This is a genomic window from Paenibacillus humicus NBRC 102415, assembly GCF_004000905.1.
Lineage (GTDB): Bacteria > Bacillota > Bacilli > Paenibacillales > Paenibacillaceae > Paenibacillus_O > Paenibacillus_O humicus.
This window is the reverse complement of record NZ_BIMD01000024.1, coordinates 1-24,576: the sequence shown is the minus strand read 5'-3', so window position 1 is coordinate 24,576 and position 24,576 is coordinate 1. Positions and strand designations below refer to the sequence as shown.

The following is a 24,576-nucleotide window of genomic DNA, read 5'->3' as shown; positions in this document are numbered from 1 at the left end:
GAACGCTACAGGAATAGCGCCTTGCGGCCCGAATTATTGATAGAATGGTTAAGCGAGTGAATTCCTTCATCACATCATGCGCTTCGCGCTGCTTCCTCGATCAACGGCGGAAAAGCAGGGATAGATGCGCGCGGGCGTCATAGGATAGATACGAGCAAAGGATTTGAGGCTTATGAAAGCAAGGATTCAAGCTCACGCCGCCCATAGCCGCGCGCTTAGATGCGGCCATGCCGCGGCTCTTCTTGCGGCCGTCACCCTGGCGGCAGCCCCGTCCATGCCGCCCGGCAGCGCAAGCGGCATGGCGGCGAAGCCGGACGACGAGGCCCGGATCCAGCAAGAAGGTCCGGCTGCCCCCAAGGCGAACGATCCCGGCTTGGCGAAGCAAGCTTTCCTCCATCAGATCGGAGCCAACAAAGCCTGGAAGCTGGTCACGGAGCAGACCTCCATTACAATCGCGGTCGTAGACACAGGCGTTGATCTGGATCATCCCGATCTTCAGCCCAATCTGCTTCCGGGCATCAATCTGCTGAAGCCGGATGAGCCTCCGCGGGACGACAACGGCCACGGAACGAGCGTCGCGGGCGTCGTTGCGGCAGCGGGCAACAACGGCAAGGGAGTGGCGGGAGTCATCTGGAAAGCCCGCATTCTACCGATCAAGGCTCTCGACCGCAACGGCTATGGCGACGAACGCCAGCTTGGCGAAGGCATCCGCAAGGCCATTTCGGAAGGAGCGCGCATCGTTGTCTTGTCCGTAGGTCTCTACCATTCCTCGCCATACATGAGGGATATCGCCGCCCTGGCCGAACAGAAGGGCGTGCTTCTTGTTGCCGCCGCAGGCAATGACGGCCGCCGCTTCGGCAGCCGCGCCGCCGTGAAGTATCCGGCTGCTTATCCGACTGTGCTGGCCGTAGGAGGAGTCGGCCCCGACGGACTTCCGGACTCGCGCTCCAACCAGGGGCCGGAGCTGGACATCGCTGCTCCGTGGAAGGTGTATACGACCGCTGCGGGCGGCGGATACCATTACGTGGAGGGCACCTCCATGGCTGCTCCCCAGGCTGCGGCCGCAGCAGCGCTGTTATGGGCGAAATACCCGTCTCTCAAGCCTTATCAGATCCGCTCCATGCTGCGGCAGACGGCCAAAGACGAGGGAGCAAAGGGATTCGACTATGGAGCCGGCTACGGCCTTCTGAGAATCGATTCCGCTCTTGCAGACCGCTACAAGGCTGATCCGCATGAACCGGACGACTCGGCCAAGACAGCCGCGGCGCTCCCTCTGGGCAAGCAGCTGTCGGGACAGCTTTCCGGAACCGGGGATCGGGATTGGTACCGACTGGAATGCCCGTATGACGGCATCGTCAGCCTGGACTATACCCAGCTCACTTCTCCCGGCGCCGGCGCGTCCGCCGTCCGGATCGAGCTGGAGGAAGCGGGGAGTGTCAAGAAAATGCCGCTGAAGCTCCGCAACCATAAGCTTGAATGGCACGTCAGAAAAGGAACGAACCGGCTGATGCTGCGGCTCGAGCCCGGAAGCGGTGCGAAGCAGGTGCCTTATCTGCTTTCGACGCGCCTGCGCATGCTGCCCGACAAGGGGGAGAGCAATGATACGGCTGGCAAAGCCTATCCTTTGGCCGACTGTTCCCTCGAATTTCAAGGAACCTTCCATCAAGCGGCGGATGTGGACTGGTATTCGATCCGGGTCGCCAAGAAAGGCACGATGCGGCTGCAGGTGGAGGCAGGCACGATGCGGATGGATCCGGCCTTCTCCTACCGCAGGGCCGGAGGAGAAGCTCTGGCTGTGGACAGCAACGGGGAAGGCGTAGCGGAAACAAGTCCGCTTATACCGGTCACCCCAGGCACCTACGAAATCAAGGTATGGGATGCGGGGGAAGACGCTGCGGCGCCGGCAACAGGCTACTATACGCTCAAGGTGACGCGCGGCGGCTGAGCATGCCGCTTCCGGCGGCAAAAGAGGAAAGCCGTGAATACATACACGGAAGAGCATGGGACTTTTAATGGAGCGCTCAAGTTCCGATGGATATAGGAGATGCATTGCGCCGATTTCCTTTCCCGAACGATCGATTAGGGCTGCTTCCGTCGCATAAAGGCGAAAAATGGCGAAAGTCACATTGCTATGCCGATAGAATTGAGCCGAGGAATTTATTGCCGTTTACGGGCAAAGGAACGGGGTTATTAATGAACAGTAATCAAGTATGGTCGTCGCTTGGATGGAACGGACTGTTCTCCATCGCCGTGACGATCGGAAGCATCTTGCTTGCCTGGTACCTGCTGCAAGAGCTCAAGCTGGACACTTGGTTCAAGCAGCCGAGAAGCCCGAGAGCCCGCGTTTTCATTGCGGTTCTTGCCGTTGTGATCGGGCACTCGTTCGCCCGCTTCATCCTGGATTACTGGTCTTGGACATCCATGCTGAAGCTGCTCTAAGCTATCCGTCGAATAACGAATCGGACATTTGCAGACAATAACGCATAAGACGGAACCAATCCGGAGACATGCTGCGAATGATATCCTTTGAGCGATCATGCACGAGGAAAGAGACCCGGGCTAAAGTCCCCTTATTTTGACGAATATTCGGGATAAAAATAACGCTTGTCGATTTCTGTAGACGAGTGTTAATATGGTCTGTGGTAATCTGGCTTATTCCTGCCTTTTTCACCTTTTTTGACCTTTCAACCCTTTCAAGCCATCCAATGCCAGACACTCGTTGCCGTCAGATATGATCCTTACCAAATACATGATATGCGCAAAAGAAATTGCAGCGTCCGGAGGGAACGGAATTATGAGTAAAATTGTCGTTCGCGGAGGCCGCAGACTGGAAGGAACCGTGCGTGTGCACGGGGCGAAAAACGCCGTTCTTCCCATTCTGGCCGCTTCGCTACTCGCAACGGAAGGAGAAAGCGTCATTAACGACGTTCCCCTCCTTGATGACGTCCTGATCATTCGCCAGCTGCTGGAGACGCTCGGAGCCAAGCTTGACCTCTCCGGCGAAACCATGACGATCTCGGCGGAGAACCTGACCTCCTACGAGGCTCCTTACGAATGGGTCAGCAAAATGCGGGCATCGATCCAAGTCATGGGGCCGCTGCTTGCCCGTCTGGGCCGTGTACGCATCTCCCTTCCAGGGGGCTGCGCCATCGGCACCCGCCCGATCGAGCAGCACCTCAAGGGATTCGAGGCGATGGGCGCCGAGATCACGATGGGCCAAGGCTTTATCGAAGCCGTTGCCCCGGGCAGGCTCAAGGGCGCGAAGATCTACCTGGACGTCGCCAGCGTAGGCGCGACGGAGAACATCATCGCGGCCGCAGCGCTCGCCGAAGGAACGACTACACTTGAGAACGCGGCCAAAGAGCCCGAGATCGTCGATCTCGCGAACTATCTCAACGCCATGGGAGCCCGCATCCGCGGAGCCGGTACGGGAGTCATCCGGATCGAAGGCGTCGAGAAGCTGACCGGCGCCCGGCATACGGTCATTCCCGATCGGATCGAAGCGGGCACATTCCTCATCGCCGGCGCGATCACCGGAGGCAACGTATTCGTAGAAGGCGCCATCGGCGACCATCTCGGACCCGTAATCGCCAAGCTGCAGGAGATGGGCGTCCAAATCATCGAAGAGGACAACGGCATTCGCGTCATTGCGGATCGTCCGCTGAAGGGCGCCGACATCAAGACGCTGCCTCACCCGGGCTTCCCGACCGATGTGCAGTCCCAGATGATGGCTCTGCTGCTTGTCACGGAAGGAACTTCCGTCGTGACCGAGACGGTGTTCGAGAACCGTTTCATGCACGTGGAGGAATTCCGCAAGATGAACGCCAGCATCAAGGTGGACGGCCGTACGGCCATCATCACGGGCGGAGTGCCGCTGTCGGGCGCCAAAGTGACGGCGACGGACCTTCGAGCCGGAGCTGCGCTGATCTGTGCCGGCCTCGTAGCCGACGGAGAGACCGAAGTGGGCGGATTGCATCATGTCGACCGCGGTTATGTAGACATCGCGGGCAAGCTAGCCGCTTTGGGCGCCGACATCTACCGGACGTCGGAGGAAGAAGCCGCCGAGGAAGTGCTGGAGCCGGTCGTGCTCGCTTCCATCCGCAAGACCGCGGAGCGCGAAGTCGAAGAGGTCCAGGTGGCGGCTGCCGCCGCGTCCGAGGACGAGGACAGCTACAGCAGCAAGCGGCAGGTGAAGGTCGAGGACGTCGAGGCGTCCATGGCCTGAGATTCAATCGGCAGCATCGGGAGGGCTTGCTTCAGCAGCCGTCCCGCATAGAGAAAGGGAGTGGAGCGCCGGCTATCGGGGCTCTTTTTTTATTTGCGGCGATCCTTGGGGGATCGATCCCTTGCCTGCTCAGGGAAGACGTTCATTCTGGGTTCATTCTGGAATGCTACGATTCGGATGGAAAATGATCCGGAGGAGAGGCGAGGGAAACAATGAGAAAGTGGCTGCTCATATTGGGATTCATGGTCATTGCCGGCGGCGGAGCGGTATACTATTTCCTGCAGTCGAAGGGAATCGAAGGCACGGCATCCGCTGCGGAAGCCCGGAGCGTGCAGGCTTCGCAGGGAAATCTGGAAGTGAAGGTGTCGGGGACGGGAACGGTAGCCGCGGCCGCTACGGCGACCGTGAAAGCCGGCTATCAGGGGACAGTCAGCAAAGTGCTGGTCTCCGCCGGCGACGTCGTGAAGAAAGGACAGGTGCTGGCTCAGTTCGAGACGGTCGACAATTCGCTGCAGATCCGGCAGAAGCAGCTGGACAAGCAGAAGCAGGAGCTGCAGATCCAGAACCTGAAGGAGCAGTACTGGAGCGAAAGCGACGTATCGAAGCAGGCGCAGACGAAGCTCGATCTCGACTCGGCCAGGCTGAGCCTGCAGCAGACGGAGAACGAGATTGCCGATCTGCAGAAAGCGGACGCCGAGAACCATGATATCAAGGCGCCGATCGGCGGAACCGTCACGACCGTATCGCTTACGGTCGGGGACAACACGAATGCCGGCGCAGATGCGGCTGTCATTACGGACTACTCGCAGCTGACTTTTGCGGTGAACGCGGACGAGCTTGACGTTCCTAAGCTGAAGATCGGGCAGACGGCCGAAATTACGCTTAATGCCCTGACCGATAAAACCTTTACGGGTAAAATCACTTCCATTGCCAAAGAAGGCGTGAGCAGCAACGGAGTCGCTACGTATCCGGTCACGCTGTCCATGGCGGAGGCGGCCGGCGTGCTGGCCGGAATGTCCGGCTCGGCCGAGATCGTGACGGAATCGGCTGAAAATGCCGTCCTGGTTCCGGTCGATGCGGTGGTGACCTTCGGAGGAAAATCCTATGTGCGGGTGCCTCAAGGAACGGAAGGGGCATTGGCGATCGGAACCGGCACCGAAGGCGGCCAAGGAGCCGGGAACGTTCCGGGCGGCCAGTCCGGCGACAACCGTCAAGGCGGAGCCGGCCAGTCCTGGACAGGCGGAAGGAACGGCTCCGGCGGCCAATGGGCAACGGAAGGCGCCTCCGGGCAGGGCAGCCGGTCGGGAACAGGCGCCAAAGCCGGAGCAGGAGCTGGAGCTGCTGCAGGAGCCGGCGCGGGAGCAGGGGCTGCAGGAGCGGGAGCCGGCTCCGAATCCCGGATGAGCCGGATGACGCTGGGCGGCCAGCTCAAGGAAGTGACGACCGGGCTTGCCAATGACACGTACGTGCAGATCAAGTCGGGACTGTCCGCAGGCGATACGGTGCTGATCGCGCTGCCGACCGGCACCGTCGGAGGATCCACCGGCCAGAGCGGCACGACCCGAGCCCGCGAGTTTGGCGGAATGGGAGCGGGCGGCTTCGGAGGCGGAATGGGTACGGGCGGCTTCGGCGGCAATATGGGCGGAGCCGGCTCGACCCGTACCGGAGGAGGGGGAACCCGATGAAGAGGGACAAACGGAAGGCCGGAGACGGAGCCTTGGAGGAGCGGATAGGCGATGGCACCAGAGCCGATGCCGCTTCGGCCGAACGGCATGAAGAGGCGCTCCTGTCCATCCGCGACGTCCGGAAATCCTACCGGATGGCCGGAGAGGAAGTGCAGATCCTGAATGGAGTGAATCTGCATATTCCCCGCGGAGACTTCGTCGCCATCATCGGCCCGTCCGGCTCCGGCAAGTCCACGCTCATGAACATGATCGGATGCCTCGACACGCCGACCTCCGGCAGCTACAGGCTGGACGGCATCGAGGTGAAGGGTTTGTCGGACAACCGGCTGGCGGAGGTGCGCAACCGCAAGATCGGCTTCATCTTCCAAAGCTTCCATCTCCTCCCGCGCCTCAGCGCGTTCGAGAACGTCGAGCTGCCGCTCGTCTATCGCGGGCTCGCCGCGAAGGAGAGAAAGGCGGCTGCGGAGACGGCGCTGGCCAAGGTCGGCCTGCAGGACCGGATGCATCACCGGCCGAACCAGCTGTCCGGAGGCCAGATGCAGCGGGTCGCGATCGCCCGCGCACTCGCTGGCGAGCCGCCGATCCTGCTTGCCGACGAGCCTACGGGAGCGCTGGATACGAAGACGGGAGCGGATGTGCTCGGCCTCATGGAGCAGCTCAACTCCCAGGGCCATACGATCGTCCTCATCACGCATGATCTCGATGTGGCTGCCAGGGCGAAGCGGACCGTATTCATGAAGGACGGACTGCTGAGCGAGGAAAGGGGGGGGCGGACGTGAAGCTTTCGCAAGGAATTCGCATGGCCTGGAAGAGCATACTGGCTAACAAGCTGCGCACCGTGCTCTCCATGCTCGGCATTTTGATCGGCGTCGCGACGGTCATCGCGCTCGTGGCGATGGGCCAGGGCTCGGCGAACGAGGTGAGCAGCCAGCTCAAGGGGCTCGGCACCAACATGCTGTCGGTCAACATTACCGGAAGGGGAAGCGACACGACCCTCTCCTTGCCGCAAGCCGAGACGCTCGGCGACGGCGTCGGCGGCATCGAAGGCTTGTCTCCGACCGTCAGCGGCAGCGTGACGGCCCGCTACGGAAGCAAGCAGACCGAGTCCGCGGTGACCGTCGAGGGCGTCACTCCCGATTATGAAGATGTGCAGAGCTTCCATCCCCAAAGCGGGCGCTTCATTGCCCCTATCGATCTGACGGCGTACAACAAGGTCGCCGTGCTCGGGGTCGACACCTCGGAGGAGCTGTTCGGAGCGGGAGTCAGCCCGGTCGGCGAGACGATCCTGCTCAACGGCGTGAAATACAAGGTCGTAGGCTTGCTCGAGCCCAAGGGCACTTCCCTGACGGGCTCCAACGACGAGAAGATCATCATTCCGATTACGACGGCGCAGCGCATGTTCCAGTCCGCCGGCGTCCGCACCGTCTCCCTCAAGGTCGCCACGGTGGATCAGATGAGCGCCGTGACCGCGCAGCTGGAGACGAAGCTGACCGAGATCTTCCGCGGCAATACGAACGCCTACCGCGTGACGAACCAGGAGGATTTGAAGGAGACGGTCACCTCCGTGTCGAAGACGATGTCCACGATGATGGCGGGAGTCGCCTGCATCTCACTCGTCGTCGGCGGCATCGGCATCATGAACATCATGCTCGTATCCGTCACCGAGCGGACGAGGGAGATCGGCATCCGCAAGTCTCTCGGCGCCAAGCGGCGCGACGTGCTGTTCCAGTTTCTCGTCGAAGCGGTGACCATCAGCAGCCTCGGAGGGCTTCTCGGCATCGCCTGTGCTTATGGCGCCTGCCTGATCATGACGGCCTACTTCGCCACCGCGACGCAGATCGAGCTTCAGGTCGTCCTCTATGCGTTTCTGTTCTCCGCTGCGGTCGGAGTTCTGTTCGGGCTGTTCCCGGCCAACAAAGCCGCGTCGCTGCGGCCGGTGGACGCGCTCCGGCATGATTGATTCCCATACCAACGGATAGACAGTCACATTCCGCTCTCGGAGGTAGCCAGATGAAAATGCCTTATATCCTGATCATAGAAGACGATTCCCTGATCAGCGATCTGCTGGAGCTGTACTTGCAGCGATACGGCTTTCAGTACGCGACGGCGGGCGACGGCGCTGCCGGGCTCAGGAAGTTCTACGAGCAGATCCCCGATCTCGTCGTCCTGGATATCATGATGCCTGGCCGCGACGGCTGGAGCGTCTGCGAGGAAATCCGGCAGACCAGTACGGTGCCGATCATTTTCCTGACCGGCAAAGGGGACGGCTACGACAAGCTGAAGGGCTTTTCCATGGGAGCGGACGATTACCTCGTCAAGCCGTTCGACCCGAAGGAGCTGCTTGCCCGGATCCGGGCCGTCCTGAAGCGGACGCATCCGACCTTGTACAAGGAACAGGCGGTGTTCCCGGATCTCGTCGTCGACGTGAACGAATACCGCGTGACGGTGCGCGGGCAGGATGTCGGGAGCGCTCCCAAGGAGGTCGAGCTGCTCTATTGCATGGCTTCCCGGCCGGGCAAAGTATTCACCCGCGAGGAGCTGCTGCAGCAGATCTGGGGCATGGATTACTTCGGCGATTCCAATACGGTCGACGTGCATATCAAGCGCATCCGGGACAAGATCGGCGAGCATCCGTCCTGGCGCATCGCCACCGTGTGCGGCGTCGGCTACAAGTTCGAGGTCCAGTCATGAGCCGTCTGGCCGCAAGGCTCGGGCTGAATACAATCTTCGCCAAAGTGCTGATCATTTCTCTCTCGATTCTCGGCGTTACGTTCCTCGTCTTCAACCTGGTTTCGACGCAGCTGGTCCGGCGCGACATGTTCGACCGGCAGCAGGGCATGGAAGGGGCGGAGCTGCGGCGGACGGTCAAGCTGCTGGAAACGGCCGCATCCGAAAGATGGACCGAGAGCATGGTCAGCACGGCGCTCAAAGTCGTCGTGCCGCCGCAGATGAAGAGCATTCTCGTCATCGACAGCACCGGCCGCTATATGCAGGTCGGAGACGTGCCGCTGCCCGCCAGCGAGATCAAGTCCATCATCAGCGAGGCCAATATCGGCTCCAGCGGCCAGTTCCGCTCCCAGATGATCGAGAACGAGTCCGGCAAATGGATCGTGAGCTCCCAGTACGTGCCTTCCATCGACCGCTATGTCGTCTCGCTCTCGACCGGCTTTCAGCGGGACTTCCGCCGCTGGCAGAATCTGAGCTGGCTGGCCATCTCCGTCGCGCTGGCTGTATCGGCCGTATTCTCCTGGCTGTTCTCCCGCTACATGACGACGCGGATCCGCCGCATGAGCCTCGGAGCGGAGCGCTTCGCCAAGGGCGACTTCGATACGCCGATCCGCGATGCTTCCCCCGATGAGCTCGGCCGGCTGGCCGGCTCGCTAAACCGCATGGCCGTAGACCTCGGCGCGCTGGAGCAGACCCGGCGCGACTTCCTCGCCAACGTCTCGCATGATCTCCGCTCTCCGCTGACTTCCATCCACGGTTATGTGGAGGCGATTCTGGACGGGACGATTCCGGGGGAGAAGGCGGACCGCTATTTGCGGATTACCCAGGAGCAGACCGTTCGGCTGATGAAGCTTGTGAACGATCTGCTCGACATGTCCAAGATCGAGTCCGGCCAATTCGACGTGCAGCCCGCGGAGTTCGATCTGGCCGAGACGGTGAGGCTGCTGCTGGCGCGGATGGAATCCACCTTCCGGCATCACGGAGTCCGGTACGAGATCAAGGGGCGGGTCGATTCCGAGCCTGGCCCGGCTCCGGGGGCATGGAGCGGGACGGGAGACGAGGGAGCCGGCGACGGTCCTGGCCAGGCTCAGGGGGCATGGAGCGGGACGGGAAACGAGGGAGCCGGCGACGGCCTTGCCGTCGGCAGCGGCAAGGTGATGGTCGTAGGCGACGCCCACCGCCTGGAGCAGGTGATGGTCAATCTGATCCAGAACGCCATGGCGTTCTCGCCGCAAGGGTCGACCGTCTATGTGACGCTCGACGCGCAGGAGGAGCAAGCCTGCCTGACGGTAAGGGATGAAGGAATCGGCATGTCGCCGGAGGAGACGGAGCGCATCTGGGAGCGGTTCTACAAGACGGATGAAGCCCGCTCCGGGCGCGGCGGCACAGGCATCGGACTGTCGATCGTCAAGCATATCCTGGATGCGCACGGATCCCGCATCGCGGTCCGCAGCGAACAGGGCCGGGGCAGCTCCTTCTCCTTCTGCCTCCAGCGTGCGGCTGGCGGAGCGGGAGCTGAAGCGGCTGCCGACGAGCAACAGGATTGAAGCCTGGAGCCGGCTGGAATGCACGGCATTTCTTAATCTCTTTACCTGGAAGCCCTGATCTTACGGCTGCATGGCAGCATGTTCAAAGGCCGTCAGGCTCGGCCCGACAGCAGGGCTTTCAGCAGCGATGCCATCCGGCATCGCTTTTTCGTTTCTCGCGGGACTTCTCTCTCAAGCGGCCTATCGCGGTTCTATTCTATGTTTCTCGGCTCATAGTCTTTAGAGACGGGTCGTGAGCATTTGCCTTGGCAGGGTAATAGAGGAGGGAATTCATCGAAGATGAAGAAGCGCGCGACAGGAACGAGGAAGACGAGTCTGCGAGGAAAGCCTTTCGGCAGAGCAGCGGAAGGACAGGGGATGTCGGGAATGGCGCTGGCTTCCGTAAGCGTCCTTACGGCGGCGGCGATTCTGATTCCGGGATTTATCGTCGCCAAGTCGCAGGATGGCCGGACGAATGCCCGGCAGGAGCAAGCCTTGATTCCGGTGCCGGAACTATCCGGCCAGGAGCTGCCGGGCGGCAGCGCTGCCGCCCGGCAGACCGGCCAGGCAGCCGCCGACGAAGCGGCCGGCGGGGCTGCGGGGCCGGCAGATGGGGGACAAGCATCCGGAAGCGGCGCAGAATCGGCCGGCGGGACTGCAGGACCGGCAGATGGGGGGGAAGGATCCGGAATCGGCGCAGGCGCTGGCGGCGGTTCTCCGGCCGGAACGGAGGAATCGGCGCCAGCGCCTTCTACCGGGCCGAAGAAGCTGACGGCGCTGGATCTGACCCAGGTGCGCGTCTATGTGACGAAGGAGAAGCGCATCGAGAAGGTGCCGATGGAGACTTATATCCGCGGCGTCATCGCCGGCGAGATGCCGATCTCCTTCGAGCCGGAAGCGCTCAAGGCGCAGGCGATCGCCGCCCGCACGTATATCGTCCGGCGGCTCGCTTCCGGCGACGTCAGCGGCGTGCCGGTGAAGGGAGCGGATGTCACGGATACGACCGCCCATCAGGTGTACATCCCGATGAAGCAGCTGCTGGCCCGCTGGAGCGGCAAGGAGCGGGAGGCGAATCTGACGAAGCTGAACGAAGCCGTCCAAGGGACGAGGGGAGAAATCGTCACCTATCAGGGAAGCCCGATTCAGGCTCTGTTCTTTTCCACCAGCAACGGTTATACCGAAAATTCAGAGGATTACTGGGACGCCAGCCTTCCCTATCTCCGCAGCGTGGCCAGCCCGTGGGACAAGTCCCTGTCTCCGGAGTACAAGGAGACGACGACGATGCCGCTGGCGTCCTTTTACCGGAAGCTCGGCCTCAGCGGCAGCACGCCGGTCCGCAGCCTGCGGGTGCTCGATACGACGGACGGCAGAAGGATCCGCGAGCTGGCGGCGGGAGACGCCACGTTCACGGGCCGCGAAGCCCGGGAGAAGCTGGGACTCGCCTCCTCCCAATTCACCTGGAAGATCAGCGGCAAAAATATCGAGATTACGACCTATGGCTATGGGCACGGTGTCGGGATGAGCCAGTGGGGCGCCGACGGCATGGCGAAGAAGGGCAGCAACGCCTATCAGATTCTGTCCCACTACTATACCGGAACCGCGGTCGTGAGGGAGAACGATCTCCCCCGCATGAGCAGCTAGGAGGCGAATCTTCCTCCCTCCTCGCAAATTCTCTATCGCCCTACGTATAAACCTAGCTGATCCGGCAACAATGGCTAGTGAGGTGATAGAAAATGAATGAACAAGATCAAAAAAACCAAAAGCAAGAGCCTCCTAAACCAAATCTGGGAGGAAGAAACTCCGCTCCATCTTCAGCTTACAAGAAGACCCTGTCGCGCAAGTGGATCTCTCCGGCACTGTTCGTCGCCGCGGCAGCAATCATCGTAACCGTCATGTGGCTCTATCAGGGAGACGACAAGAAGACTTCGACAACCGAGATCCCCGATACGACTGCAGTGGCGCAAGGCGGAGAGCAGCAGCCGGAGCCGGTGACCGTGAAGCCGGTGCCTGGCGAGACGGCAAAATGGCCGGTAGCCAGCACGGCTGACGTCACGGTGAAGCGCGGCTACTTCGATGCCGCCGCGACTCCTGCCGAGCAGGATGCCGCGATGGTCGAGCAGGGCAACACGTTCTCCGCCAACACCGGCATCGACCTGGCCCGCAGCGACGACCAGCCGTTCGACGTGCAGGCCGTGCTGAGCGGCAAAGTGACGCTGGTGCAGGATCAGCCGACCAACGGCACGGTCGTGGAGATCACCCATTCGGGCGGATACGTCTCCGTCTACCAAAGCTTGACCGATGTGACGGTCAAGCAAGGCGACGACGTCAAGCAAAGCACGGTAATCGGCAAGGCAGGCAAAAACGAGCTGCAGAAAGATCTGGGCGTACACCTGCACTTCGCGCTTCTCAAAAACAACGAGCATGTCAATCCGAATTCGGTCCTGCCCGCGCTCGCTCCGGCAGCAAGCCAGGACAGCAGCGCCGCATCGGGCGACGATTCCGAATAAGCGGTTCCTCATCCCTGAAGCCTCGGCTTCAGGGATTTTTTTATGCCGATGAAAAAGACCGCTGCTTCGTCCGGCGTGCGGCTTTGCTCAGCCAGCCGACGGCGGCAAGCCTTGGCGCCTGACCGGCTTCATGCCGCTTTCGGGCTGCCAGCCTGCTCTTTTTCTGCAAGGGAGCCGGATTGTTTTTTCATGGCTCGGACTGTCCGCCGGAAGGCCATTTGCGAACAAATTGGACGGATTTAGTACCTAGTGCTTGGCCACAAAGAATATCTACCCGCCCCTCTCATATAATGTACCAATCTTAAAACGAGTTAGGGAGGCGGGAACGTGCACGATTACATCAAAGAGCGGACCATCAAGATTGGCCGGTGCATCGTGGAGACCAAGCATACGGTGCGCACGATCGCCAAGGAGTTCGGGGTATCGAAGAGCACGGTACACAAGGATCTCACCGAGCGGCTGCCGGAAATCAATCCCGATCTGGCCGATCAAGTGAAGCACATCCTGGAGTACCACAAGTCCATCCGCCATCTCAGGGGCGGCGAGGCGACCAAGATCAAGTACAAGAAAAGCACCAAGCGCCGCGAGGTGCTGGCTGCAGGAAAAAGGTAAAAACGGCCGCATTCCGGCCTCCCCTTTCACGGGAGGCCTTTTGGTAAAATTTTTTGACAAAATCAGAGGAAAAACGAGGTTATTAGCGAATAATGGGGGTATGAACTTCCACATTATTCGTTAGGGGACTTCGGACGTATGCTGAGCAAGGATATCGGAATCGATCTGGGCACCGCCAACGTGTCCATTCATGTAAAAGGCAGGGGCGTCGTGCTCGACGAGCCGTCCGTAGTCGCCGTTGAAACCGGCACCAAGCGGGTGCTGGCCGTCGGAGACGAGGCGTACCGGATGGTCGGCCGGACACCGGGAAATATCGTCGCCATCCGCCCGCTTCGGGATGGAGTCATCGCAGACTTCGAAATTACGGAAATGATGCTCAAGGCTTTCATCGACCGCATCGGCGGACGGAGCTGGTACAGCCGTCCGCGTATTCTCATTTGCGCTCCTACCAACATTACATCGGTGGAGCAGAAAGCGATCCGGGAGGCAGCCGAACGCTGCGGAGCCAAAGAAGTTTATATGGAAGAAGAACCCAAGGCGGCCGCGATCGGTGCCGGCATGGACATTTATCAGCCTAGCGGCAATATGGTCGTCGATATCGGCGGGGGCACGACGGATGTGGCCGTCCTGTCCATGGGCGACATCGTGACTTCTTCCTCGATCAAGGTAGCCGGCGATACGTTCGATTCCGATATTGCCCGCTACATCAAGGCGAAGTACAAGCTTCTGGTCGGAGAAAGGACAAGCGAGAGCATCAAAATGCGCATCGGATCGGTATACGCTGGCGGACGCAGCGAGGCCATTGATATCCGGGGCCGCGATATGGTGACGGGGCTTCCGCAGACCATCTCCATCCACTCGGAGGAGGTCCGGGAAGCGCTGCACGATTCCGTCGCCTCCATCGTAGCTGCCGCCAAGTCCGTGCTGGAGCGCACGCCTCCCGAATTGTCTGCGGACATCATCGACCGCGGCGTCATTCTGACCGGCGGAGGCGCCCTGCTGGACGGGCTGGATCTGCTCATGGCGGACGAGCTCAAGGTGCCGGTGCTCGTCGCCGAAGACCCGATGCACTGCGTCGTGAAAGGCACCGGATTCATGCTGGACCATCTGGACCGGATGTCGCGCAAGAAGGCGCGCTTCTAGAGTCCGGCGACCGAAGGCCCGCCCCTCGCGAGCCGCTCCTTCCGGAGCTGCGGAGCGCGAAGGGCGGGCCGCTCTTCATGGATGGGCAGCCGCTGCCGATATAACAATAAGACTTTCATCCTTTCATCTTTCATCATACAGGCAAGGGGAGAACCGGATGCTCAGAGGATTGTACACGGCAGCGGCAGGCATGGTAGCCCAGCAGCGCGTGCATGACACGGTAACGACGAATATCGCCAATCTCAATACGACGGGATATAAGCAGAGCAATGCGCTGAACCGTTCCTTTCCGGACATGCTGCTGTCCATGACCGGCAAGAACAATGAGCCGTCGCGCCGGATCGGACGCCTCAGCACCGGTGTGCTGGCGGAGGAAAGCATCGCGCTGCAGGTGCAGGGCGATCTCGACAAGACGGATCGGGCATCCGACTTCGCCATCGCCTCCAATATCGAGGTGGCGGGCACCGTGTTCGACGCTTCCGGCAAATCCGTCGCCGAAGACGGAACGGTGACGTACAGGCCGCAGGCCTACTTCACCGTGCAGGATGCGGACGGACAGACCCGATACACGAGAGGCGGACAATTCCACTTGGCGGCCGACGGTTCCCTGCTTACGGCGGACGGCTCGGCCGTGCTCGGCAAGAACAACCGCCCGGTGACGTTCCCGGCCGGGACCTCCATGGATTCGCTGAAGCTGAACGGCGCCTATGATTTCACGGATGCGGACGGCGTTGCTACGGGCAGATCGCTGCTGATCACGCGAGTCGACCGCGTTCAGGACCTGATCCGCGAGGGAGACGGCAAGTTCCGTCTTGACGGGCAGGGCGGGGCGGCTCCGGCGACGGCGGCGGACGGTGTGGAAGTCCGTCAGGGGTATACGGAGCGCTCCAACGTCGACGCCACCCAGGCGATGGTGGATATGATGGGCGCACTGAGAGCCTACGAGGCGAATCAGAAGGTCGTCCAGTATTACGACAAGAGCCTGGAGAAGGCCGTCAACGAAGTCGGCAAGGTGTGAGGAGGAACGGTAGATGAACGGATCGATAATCAATGCGTCGGTGACGATGAACGCCCTGCAGCAGCGGCTTGACCTGCTGGCCGAGAATATCGCCAACGTGAATACGGCAGGCTATAAACGCAAGCAAGGCACGTTCGAGGATCTGCTCACGAACGCCAAGCAGCAGCCCGAGGCGTTCCGCAAGGACGGCCGCATCGGACCGATGGGCTACAACCAGGGCTGGGGCGCCCGTTTCCTGCAGCTGGGACCTGACATGACCCAAGGCTCGCTCAAGGAAACCGGCACCGCTACGGATCTGGCGATCGAAGGAAATGCGCTCTTCCAGGTGGAGGCGGACGGCAAAACGGCCTATACCCGCAGCGGCGCCTTCCAGTTGACGGTGAGAGGCAACGGTGATACGATACTGGCGACAGAAGCGGGGTATCCTGTTCTCGGCACTCGGGGAGGCGCGGGCCAGCCTGGACCGATCGTCGTTCCGGCCGGCGTCACGCTGCAGATCAGCGGCGAAGGCGTCGTGGAAGGCGTGCATGGGGATGGAACCCGCGAGAATCTCGGGCAGCTGAGCCTTGTATCTCCAGCTCGACCCGAGCTGCTCACTCCGGTGGAGGACAACCTGTTTGTCGTCCCGGACGGAATTGCGGCGGGAGACGTGCTTACCGACGCCGCAGCCGGTCCCGACAGCGGAATCGCTGTCCGCCAAGGGTATGTCGAGCAATCCAACGTCAACGTCGTGGATGAGATGACCGAGCTTTTGAACGTGCAGAGGGCTTATCAGCTGAGCGCCAGGGCGCTGACCTCCGCCGATTCGATGCTGGGCATGGCCAACAACATGCGCGGCTAGATTCCTGTTCCTCCATGCTGCGGCGCGGTGGGAATCTGCCGCGCAATAGATTACGGAAGGATTCTCTTCCGGAGGAATAGGATGATGACCATGGTGCAGAATGAATCCCACACCCGCATGTCGGGAGGAGGGGCGGCGTCCCGTCCGGCCGACAATTTCCGGCCGAGCGACAGCCAAGCTCCCCTGGACCGGGAGGCAGAACCATCTTCGCCGGACGCTCCGGCAGCAGCCAAGACCAAATCCAAGGCAAAGCCGAAGCGGCGCAGCCGGTTCACCGCGTGGTGGTTCGCCCGCAAGGTCATCGTGCTGGCGCTGTTCGTCGGCGCGCTGACAGGCGGCCTTTATCTGGGCTTCGTCGTCCTGGGCAAGGGAAGCATGGACGATGCATTCGACTTTGGCGTCTACAAGCATATTTACGACCTTATCTTCGCGGATTCCTAGATGTATCCGGCCTCCTTTCGGGGCCGGATTTTTTTGCGGCCGCCGATTCAAGGCCACGGCAAAAAAAAGCCGGAGCAAAGGCATTGCGCCTTTCGCTCCGGCTTTTGTATATGCGGCTTTATTTTACGGTGACCCTTACGCTTACGGTCTTGCCTTCAAAAGCGGCCTTGATCGTAGCCGTGCCTTTGGCGGCGGCGGTGACGGCTCCGCCTGCGGTAACGGTCGCCGCGGCTTCCTTGCTGGAAGTCCAGACAGCCGCCGCGGTGACTTCCGCCTGCGTGCCGTTGTCGTAGAACGCCTTGAGCTTCAGCGGCGCGGAAGCTCCGGGTGCAAGCTGCAAGGTTTTGTCCGACAGGACGAGGCTCTTCAGCTTCGGCTTGACGGCGATCGTCACGGTGATGCTCTTGCCCTGGTACGTTCCGGTGAGCTTGGCCGTTCCGAGCTTGAGGCCCTTGACGGAACTGCCCTTGATGCTCGCGATATCGTCATTGTCGACGGTCCAGGTCATTTTCGAGGCGAGCGAGCTCGTCGAGCCGCTTTTGAACGTGCCGGTGACTTTGACGGTCTTGCTCTTGCCGGGATTCAGCACGAGCGAGGATTCCTCCACCGCCAGCTTGCTCAGCTCTTCTTCGATCACGACAGGAAGAGAGACGGTCTTGCCCTGGTAGGAGGCGGTCAGCGACGTCCGCGCAGCGGTCAGTCCGCGCAGCGTCGTTCCTTTGACAAGCAAGGAGCTGCCGGTCGTTTTCCATTCGGCCTTGGCCGTGACGTCTTCTTCCGTTCCATCCGTATACGTTACGTTCAGAGGCGGGATCGGAGTGTCCTTGCCGATGATTAGGCTGATTGTCTGCTGCTCCGGGAGAAGCGCCAGCGGCTTCAGGCCCACGGCCATTTCCACTTCGGCCGAGAGGCCGCCGACCGCGGCTTTCAGAACGGCTTTGCCGGCTTTTTTGGCGGACCATTTGCCATCCTTGATCTCAATGACGTCGGAGTCGCCGGATGTCCAGCTGACGAGCTTGTCGACAGCGATCGTGGAGTCGTCCAGCGTCTTGCCGGTGACCGCCGGCAGCTTGCCGCTGTCGCCCGTAATGCTTGTCAGGGGTTCGGAGCCGGCCTCAATCGAAAGGAGGGTCGGGTAGACGGTGACGTTCAACGTTCTGGAGAGACCCTTGTACTCCACCTTGATGACGGAGGAGCCGGCTGCCTTCGGCGTGACGAGTCCGTCGGACACGGTAGCGGTGAAGACGTCGCTGGAGCTCCATTCGGCGGCCTTTGTCACATCGGCCGGCTCCTTGTTCGGATCGAGAGCCGACGCGGTTACTTGAAGCGGGCTGTCGGAGAGCAGCAGATTCAGCTCCGCCGAGGCGCTCAGCTTCAGCGCTTCGTGGGCTGCGCGCACGACGACGCTGACGGTGGTCGAGGAACCGTATAGAGAAGCGGTGATCGTCGCGGTTCCGGGACCGACGGGCGTTACGACGCCTTTGTCCACTTTGGCTACGGCTGCCGCCGAGGTCGTCCAGGAAGCATCGTCGGTCACATCGACCGGCGTGCCGCCGCCTGCCGGCGCAGCTGTCGCGGTCAAGGATCTGGCCTCGTCGCCCGCCGTAAGATCAAGGAGAGAATTTGGCGACAGCGCGAGCGATTGATAGGGGGAAGACACGGTTAACGTAATGGAGGCGGACACGCCTCGGTAGGAAGCCTTGATGACGGATGTGCCTGCCGCGACGAGAGTGACCTTGCCGTCCTCGACCGTAGCGGCCGCCGTGTTGGAGCTGCTCCAGACGGCTTCGTCGGCGAGATCCTTGGATTCATTCCCGTTTTTGCCGACAACGCCGAAGGTCAGGTCGTCCCCGAGCTGTGCTTTCAGGGTGGATGGAGCGGCGCTGCCGTCCTCCGTCAGAAGCTGGAGCTTGGCATAAGGATAGGTGACCGTAACGGAAATCGATGCGGAATAGCCGCTGTACTTGCCGGTAATCGTCGCGGTTCCGGCCGCTACGGGCGTCAGCACGCCTCCCGTGACCTTGAGGACGGATGAGCTGGAGGTCGACCATACGGCCGAGGCGCTGACATCCTTGGTCGCGGAAGAGCCCGAGTAGGACGCCCACAGCGCGAGCGCGTAAGGGTCGTCCCCGAACGTGAGGGAAAGCTTGGAGCCTTCGGTCAGCTTGACCGAGGTGACCGTATTTTCGGCATGCGCGGCAGGCGCGAGCAGCGCAAGCGCCAGGACGGCCGCGAGCAGCAGGGACAGCAGCGGACGATTGGTAACGCGGTAGGACAACGAAAGACACTCCTTTGCAAACCATGATAGTTCCTTTAACGGCATATCGATGCGAATTATGTAGGCAAATGGTGGAAAATAGGAAGGGCGGCGGTTTTTTTTTTGGAACTGCGGAGGTATAATAACGAAGATATACATAGGCATTCAGCGGCAGAAAGAGGAATTCCGACCCTTTTTTTGCGCAATAAAAAGGACAGTCGGCGGCGCTTCAGTCCGCTTCCTGCCCTCCTATCTCAACCTTTGCGACCTGCAGGCTCGCTCAGGACATGAATAGTGTAGCCCGCCGGCCCCGGTTCCATGCAGCCCGGCCGGCGATTGACGAACAAGGGCGCTTTCGCCCGCGGAAGGGGTATTTTTTTGCTGGATATCAATGAAATCATGGAGATTATTCCTCACCGCCAGCCGTTTCTGCTGATCGACCGCATTCTTGAGGTCGAGGAAGGCGTACGGGCCGTCGGACTCAAGAACGTCACGATGAACGAGCCTTTCTTCGCCGGGCATTTCCCGGGATTCCCTGTCATGCCGGGCGTCCTGATCGTCGAGGCGCTGGCGCAGGTAGGCGCGGTCGCTATCCTCAAGGTGGAAGCGAACCGCGGCAAAATCGCGATGTTCGCCGGCATCGACGGCTTCCGCTTCCGCGGCCAGGTCGTGCCGGGAGATACGCTGACGCTTGAGGTGACCATCACCCGGCTGAAAGGCATTATCGGCAAAGGCCAGGCGACGGCGAAGGTCGGGGACAAGGTCGTGGCCGAAGGCGAGATCATGTTCGCGCTTACGGATCCGAAGTAGGCTTCTATCGCTGAAAAGCAAAAGGCCAAAACAAAAGGCAGCCCGAATTCGTCAACAAAACGAGGATATTCGGACCGGGCCTGCTTTATTAAGTGAGACCATGCAGAGATCAAGGGAGAGATGAGTCCATGTCCGTAACAGAACTTGCGCAACAACGCTATCAGTCCTGGCTCGAGGATCCGACGATCGACGAGGCGACCAAAGAAGAGCTGAGGGGAATCGCGGGGGACGAAAAGGAGATTACCGACCGGTTCTACCGCGATCTCGAATTCGGCACCGGCGGCCTCCGCGGCGTCATGGGAGCCGGTACGAACCGCCTCAACGCCTATACGGTAGGCAAGGCGACGCAGGGTCTGGCGAACTGGCTGCTCGGGCAGACGGACAAGCCTTCGGTCGTGATCGCACACGATTCCCGCAACAACTCTCCGGAGTTCACGCTGGAAGCCGCGCTCGTGCTGGCCGGCAACGGCATCAAGACGTACTTGTTCCCTTCGCTGCGTCCGACCCCGCAGCTGAGCTTCGCGGTGCGCGCGCTCGGTGCGAGCGGCGGCGTCGTCATCACGGCCAGCCACAATCCTCCGGAGTACAACGGCTACAAGGCGTACGGTCCGGAAGGCTGCCAGCTCGTGCCGCATGAGGCCGAGCAGGCGATCGCGGCGATCCAGAAGGTGGCGAGCTTCGGCGAGATCAAGCGCATGGCCCGCGAAGACGCGGAGCGGCAAGGGCTGCTCGTGTGGCTCGGCGAGGACGCGGACCGGGACTTCATCGAAGCCGTGGCGGCGCAGAGCCTCAATCGCGACCTGCTCAAGCGCGGCGCGGGACGCGACATCAAGGTCATCTACACGCCTCTGCACGGAAGCGGCAACCATCCGGTCCGCGGCGCGCTCAAGGAGATCGGCATCGAGTCGGTCGCCGTCGTGCCGTCGCAGGAGCAGCCGGACGGCTACTTCAGCACAGTGAAGAGTCCGAATCCGGAGGAGCGCGAGGCGTTCGCGCTGGCGATCAAGCAGGCGCAGGAGCAAGGCGCGGACATCATCATCGGCACCGACCCTGACGCCGACCGGATGGGCGCCGTCGTGAAGAACAACGAAGGCGAGTACGTTGTTCTCTCCGGCAACCAGTCCGGCGCGATCATGGTCCACTACGTGCTCAGCCAGCTGCGCGAAAGAGGCGAGCTGCCTGCAAACGGCGCCGTCATCAAGACGATCGTAACGAGCGAGATGGGCGCGGACATCGCCAAGGCCAACGGCGCAGAGGTCATCAACACGCTGACCGGCTTCAAATATATCGGCGAGAAAATGACCGAATTCGAACGGACGGGCTCGCATACGTTCCTGTTCGGCTACGAGGAAAGCTACGGGTACCTGACAGGCACCTACGCCAGGGACAAGGATGCCGTCGTAGCGGCGATGCTGATCGCCGAAGCGGCCGCCTTCTACAAGCAGCAGGGCAAGACGCTGTATGACGTGCTGCTGGAGCTGTACGGAGAGTACGGCTACTATCTGGAAGGCCTGGAGTCCCGCACGCTCAAGGGACTGGACGGCGTCCAGAAGATCGGGGCCATCATGGACAGCTTCCGTTCGGAAGCTCCGACTGAAGCCGGCGGAATCAAGGTGTCGCAGGTGCTCGACTACAGCCTCGGCCTGGACGGCCTGCCGCAGGAGAACGTGCTGAAGTACATTCTTGAGGACGGCTCCTGGTTCACGCTGCGGCCGTCCGGCACGGAGCCCAAGATCAAAGTCTACTTCGCGGTCCGCGGGGACTCCCTGCCGTCTGCGGAGAATGCGCTGAACGCGCTGCGAAGCTCCGTCATGCAGCGCGTGGACGCGATGGCCTGACCTGCTCTGTACCCTATAGACGGGCAGATCCGGGCCGGGGAGCCGGCAGGCTTGATGCCGTCCCCGCAGGCAATAGCAGTGCAGCAGCCGGGCCCGTCATGGAGCCGGCTCTGAAGTTCAATAAAGAGCCGCAGGGCGGGTGATGTCTACCCGCCCTGCCCGGCTTTTCAAGTATGAGTGGATAAGGGGCGAACTGGAACGTGTTGAAGTGGCAGCAGTGGAACCGCGCGGCCCGCAGAATCATGTGGGTGCTGGCGCTGATCGGCGTCATCGCGGCAATTCCCATCGGAGCTAACCGGTGGCAGATGGAGAAGACCTCCAAGCAGGTCGAGTACGTGTTCGATTATTCGGATCTCGTGCTGGTGGCGTCCTATCAAAGCCGTCCGGTCGACTATATCAAAAGCGAGCTTCAAAAGCTGAAGTCTCACGGCGTCGGCACGCTTTCGGTGTTCGAGAGCCGGCTGGACGAGCTCGAGAACGCAGGGAGGCTGGGCTTGTACAGCGAGGCGGAAGCGGCGCTGCTGCAGGGCAAGCCTTCGCCTGCAGGACAGAACTATACGTACCTGCTGTTTGAAGGAGCCAGGGAGCAGGCTGCTCTGGAGCCGATGATCCGCGAACGCTTCGAAAGCGACGGCATCGCCGTGCGTCCGTGGGACCTGGATGGCAAGCGCGGCCTCGTGCTGGAGACGCCGATGGCCGGAGCGGTGCTGAAATCGATGGCTCCCGATCCGCTGGCGCTGACGGAGCTTCATGACGCCGGCTTCCGCCTGCTGCCGAGACTTTCGGACCGGATCCCTTACGACACGGAGCGCATGGATGCGCTGCTGGCCGGATTCAAAAATCTCGGCGTCACCCGCATCCTGTTCGACGGCGGAGCGGTCACCGGCTTCGCCGATCAGGCGGCCGACAAGACGTTGACTCATTTTGCCCAGAAGCTGAATGAGTACGGAATCGGAATCACCGCCATCGAAAATCTCAAAAAACCCCAGTCGGGCCTGAATACGCTGGCCTATCTGACGCACTATAACGTTACGCGGCTTTATTCCCTCTCGGACAAAGACGCTGCCGCCCTGAAGCCGGACGTCATCGCCGACCGCTTCCTGCTTGCGGCCAAAGACCGCAACATCCGCATGTTCTATCTGAACGCGGCTCCCTCCGCCAACCTGGACAAAGGGACCGTCACGGATCCGATGGACAATCTCTACAAGTCGCTTGACGGGCCGGACGGAGCGATCGCCAAGCTGGATTCGTTCGGATTTCCTTCAGGGGAAGCCCACGCGTTCGAGCGCTCCTATCCAAGCTGGATGAAGGCTCTCAAAGCGGTCGTCGCCCTGGGGGCAATCAGCCTGATCGCGCTGCTTGCCGGAGCCTTCTTCAACGGCCTGGCCTTGATCGTCTTCCTGCTCGGCCTCGCCGGCAGCGCCGGGCTTTACGTCCTGAACAGCTCGCTCATGGAGCAGGGCTTGGCGCTCGGGGCCGCGATCAGCGCTCCGACGCTGGCGATGATCTGGGCGATCAACCGGATCCGCTCCCATACGGAAGGACAGCGGCGGCCGGTAGGAGGCGAATGGAATTCCGCGGCCGGCGAAGGCACGGACCGCTCGTTCCAGGTGTCGCCTTGGAGCGGCATGCTGGGTGGACTCGGACAAGCCGGCACACGCTGGGTGTTCCGCGGCCTCTCGGCCGGACGGCGCCTGACGATGGCGCTGAGCATTCTGGCCGTGACCTCGCTGATCAGCATGCTGGCCATCCCGATCGTAATCGGGCTGCTCAACAGCATGACGTACAGCCTCGTGCTGGAGCAGTTCCGCGGCGTAAGCCTGCTCCACCTGGCGCCGATCGGCTTGACCGCCGTCTACCTGTTCCTGTTCACAGGCCAATCGGTCTGGCTCAGCCTGCGGCGGGTGCTCGGGCTGCAGATCACGATTCTCTGGTGCGTCGCGGTCGCCGTCATCGGCGCTGCCGGGCTGTACTATCTGTCGCGCACGGGCAATTCCGGAACGGCTACTTCCTTGGAGCTGGTGTTCCGCAACACGCTGGAAGGAACTTTCGGAGTGCGGCCCCGCTTCAAGGAATTCCTGCTGGCGCATCCGCTCATGGTGCTCGGCTTGTTCCTGTCGCTTCGCTACCGCGCCGCCTGGGTATTGCTAATTGTAGGCTCCATGGGCCAGCTGTCCATGGTCGACACGTTCGCGCATATCCACACGCCGATCCACATCTCCTTGATCCGCATCCTGCTCGGCCTCGGCATCGGAGTCGTCATCGGCCTGATCCTGATCGCCGCATGGCAGATCGGGGAAACGCTCGTAAGAAGATTCTGGCCGCGGGAGAGGGCTGCGAATGGCTAAGTCCGGAGGAGCTGTCTCCCCGATGCGCAGGAAAATCGTCATCTCCGGCTACTACGGCTTCCGCAACAGCGGCGACGAAGCGGTTCTGAAGTCGATCCTGCTCGCTCTTCGCGCCGAGGGGGAAGCCCAGGGCGTCGAGATCGATCCTGTCGTGCTGTCCGGAGATCCGGCTTGGACAACGCAAATGTATGGCGTCAAGGCCGTGCATCGGATGAAGCCGCTGGAGCTGATGAAAGCCATCGCCGGCTGCGACGGCCTCATCAGCGGCGGCGGCAGCCTGCTGCAGGACGTGACGGGCGGCAAGACGATTCCCTACTATACGGGAATCATCAAGCTGGCCCAGCTGCTTCGCAAGCCGGTGTTCATCTACGCGCAGGGCATCGGCCCCGTGCTGAACCGCCGGATGGACGGCCTCATCCGGCATGTGATGACCCGCAGCGCGTACGTGTCCGTGCGCGATGACGAATCCGCGGCGCTGCTGTCGCGGATGGGCGTTCCGCAGGACCGGATCGACGTCGTGCCCGATCCGGTCATGGGCCTGCCGCTGCCGCAAGGTTCGCAGGCAGCGGCAGGCGGCGGCTCCGCCGCAGCGGGCGGC

The 24,576-nt window shown here is 61.5% G+C and carries 20 protein-coding genes; 19 read left to right on the top strand and 1 reads right to left on the bottom strand.

The features are described from left to right. Nucleotides 1-172 precede the first annotated feature (172 nt). From PHU01S_RS15075 to PHU01S_RS15005, 15 genes are all read left to right on the top strand, one after another. Complete coding sequence (locus PHU01S_RS15075) at nucleotides 173-1,945, top strand: S8 family serine peptidase (RefSeq protein ID WP_127508230.1); 1,773 nt, start codon at nucleotides 173-175, stop codon at nucleotides 1,943-1,945. A gap of 248 nt (nucleotides 1,946-2,193) precedes the next feature. Further along, nucleotides 2,194-2,439, top strand: a complete 246-nt coding sequence (locus PHU01S_RS15070; RefSeq protein ID WP_048745683.1) for a DUF1146 domain-containing protein — start codon at nucleotides 2,194-2,196, stop codon at nucleotides 2,437-2,439. A gap of 355 nt (nucleotides 2,440-2,794) precedes the next feature. Next, nucleotides 2,795-4,225 carry a UDP-N-acetylglucosamine 1-carboxyvinyltransferase gene (gene murA / locus PHU01S_RS15065; protein ID WP_048745681.1) on the top strand — a complete coding sequence of 477 codons (1,431 nt, stop codon included), beginning with the start codon at nucleotides 2,795-2,797 and terminating at the stop codon, nucleotides 4,223-4,225. A gap of 212 nt (nucleotides 4,226-4,437) precedes the next feature. Further along, a complete protein-coding gene (locus tag PHU01S_RS26185) occupies nucleotides 4,438-5,910 on the top strand; it encodes an efflux RND transporter periplasmic adaptor subunit (protein WP_127508228.1) in 1,473 nt (490 codons plus the stop codon). 134 nt (nucleotides 5,911-6,044) lie between these two features. Continuing rightward, on the top strand, nucleotides 6,045-6,689 hold the full coding sequence (locus PHU01S_RS15055) for an ABC transporter ATP-binding protein (RefSeq protein ID WP_246029247.1): 645 nt from the start codon (nucleotides 6,045-6,047) through the stop codon (nucleotides 6,687-6,689). Beyond that, nucleotides 6,686-7,870 carry an ABC transporter permease gene (locus PHU01S_RS15050; protein ID WP_021880888.1) on the top strand — a complete coding sequence of 395 codons (1,185 nt, stop codon included), beginning with the start codon at nucleotides 6,686-6,688 and terminating at the stop codon, nucleotides 7,868-7,870. The genes PHU01S_RS15055 and PHU01S_RS15050 overlap by 4 nt, the downstream gene beginning before the upstream one ends. Nucleotides 7,871-7,920: 50 nt before the next feature. Then, entirely contained in the window at nucleotides 7,921-8,601 is a 681-nt protein-coding gene (locus PHU01S_RS15045) for a response regulator transcription factor (RefSeq protein ID WP_127508224.1), read from the top strand. Continuing rightward, nucleotides 8,598-10,184, top strand: coding sequence for a HAMP domain-containing sensor histidine kinase (locus PHU01S_RS15040; protein WP_127508222.1), 1,587 nt, complete (start codon nucleotides 8,598-8,600; stop codon nucleotides 10,182-10,184). Before PHU01S_RS15045 ends, PHU01S_RS15040 begins: the two co-directional genes overlap by 4 nt. Nucleotides 10,185-10,463: 279 nt before the next feature. Next, nucleotides 10,464-11,804 carry a stage II sporulation protein D gene (gene spoIID / locus PHU01S_RS15035; RefSeq protein ID WP_246029245.1) on the top strand — a complete coding sequence of 447 codons (1,341 nt, stop codon included), beginning with the start codon at nucleotides 10,464-10,466 and terminating at the stop codon, nucleotides 11,802-11,804. 92 nt (nucleotides 11,805-11,896) lie between these two features. Continuing rightward, the gene (locus tag PHU01S_RS15030) at nucleotides 11,897-12,670 is read left to right on the top strand and encodes a M23 family metallopeptidase (RefSeq protein WP_021880271.1); all 774 of its coding nucleotides are present in this window, start codon (nucleotides 11,897-11,899) and stop codon (nucleotides 12,668-12,670) included. A 327-nt stretch (nucleotides 12,671-12,997) separates the two neighbouring features. Further along, nucleotides 12,998-13,282, top strand: coding sequence for a sporulation transcriptional regulator SpoIIID (gene spoIIID / locus PHU01S_RS15025; protein WP_021880270.1), 285 nt, complete (start codon nucleotides 12,998-13,000; stop codon nucleotides 13,280-13,282). 138 nt (nucleotides 13,283-13,420) lie between these two features. Beyond that, a complete protein-coding gene (gene mreB / locus PHU01S_RS15020; protein ID WP_049868373.1) occupies nucleotides 13,421-14,425 on the top strand; it encodes a rod shape-determining protein MreB in 1,005 nt (334 codons plus the stop codon). 157 nt (nucleotides 14,426-14,582) lie between these two features. Then, nucleotides 14,583-15,443, top strand: a complete 861-nt coding sequence (locus tag PHU01S_RS15015) for a flagellar hook-basal body protein (protein ID WP_127508220.1) — start codon at nucleotides 14,583-14,585, stop codon at nucleotides 15,441-15,443. A gap of 13 nt (nucleotides 15,444-15,456) precedes the next feature. Then, the gene (locus PHU01S_RS15010) at nucleotides 15,457-16,284 is read left to right on the top strand and encodes a flagellar hook-basal body protein (protein WP_048746091.1); all 828 of its coding nucleotides are present in this window, start codon (nucleotides 15,457-15,459) and stop codon (nucleotides 16,282-16,284) included. Between the two features lie 81 nt (nucleotides 16,285-16,365). Beyond that, nucleotides 16,366-16,725 (top strand): DNA-directed RNA polymerase subunit beta, encoded by a 360-nt coding sequence (locus PHU01S_RS15005; RefSeq protein WP_049868372.1) that lies wholly within the window; start codon nucleotides 16,366-16,368, stop codon nucleotides 16,723-16,725. 118 nt (nucleotides 16,726-16,843) lie between these two features. On the opposite strand, the gene PHU01S_RS15000 is transcribed toward PHU01S_RS15005, so the two are convergent. Next, a complete protein-coding gene (locus tag PHU01S_RS15000; RefSeq protein WP_164763077.1) occupies nucleotides 16,844-19,003 on the bottom strand; it encodes an Ig-like domain-containing protein in 2,160 nt (719 codons plus the stop codon). A 357-nt stretch (nucleotides 19,004-19,360) separates the two neighbouring features. On the opposite strand from PHU01S_RS15000, the gene fabZ reads away from it, so the two are divergent. From fabZ to PHU01S_RS14980, 4 genes are all read left to right on the top strand, one after another. Continuing rightward, nucleotides 19,361-19,792 (top strand): 3-hydroxyacyl-ACP dehydratase FabZ, encoded by a 432-nt coding sequence (gene fabZ / locus PHU01S_RS14995; RefSeq protein ID WP_048746095.1) that lies wholly within the window; start codon nucleotides 19,361-19,363, stop codon nucleotides 19,790-19,792. 128 nt (nucleotides 19,793-19,920) lie between these two features. After that, nucleotides 19,921-21,630, top strand: a complete 1,710-nt coding sequence (locus PHU01S_RS14990; RefSeq protein WP_049868371.1) for a phospho-sugar mutase — start codon at nucleotides 19,921-19,923, stop codon at nucleotides 21,628-21,630. 200 nt (nucleotides 21,631-21,830) lie between these two features. Beyond that, nucleotides 21,831-23,978, top strand: a complete 2,148-nt coding sequence (locus tag PHU01S_RS14985; protein WP_127508216.1) for a DUF5693 family protein — start codon at nucleotides 21,831-21,833, stop codon at nucleotides 23,976-23,978. After that, the coding region (locus PHU01S_RS14980; protein WP_174806374.1) for a polysaccharide pyruvyl transferase family protein at nucleotides 23,971-24,576 on the top strand (606 nt) is incomplete at its 3' end. The genes PHU01S_RS14985 and PHU01S_RS14980, both read left to right, overlap by 8 nt.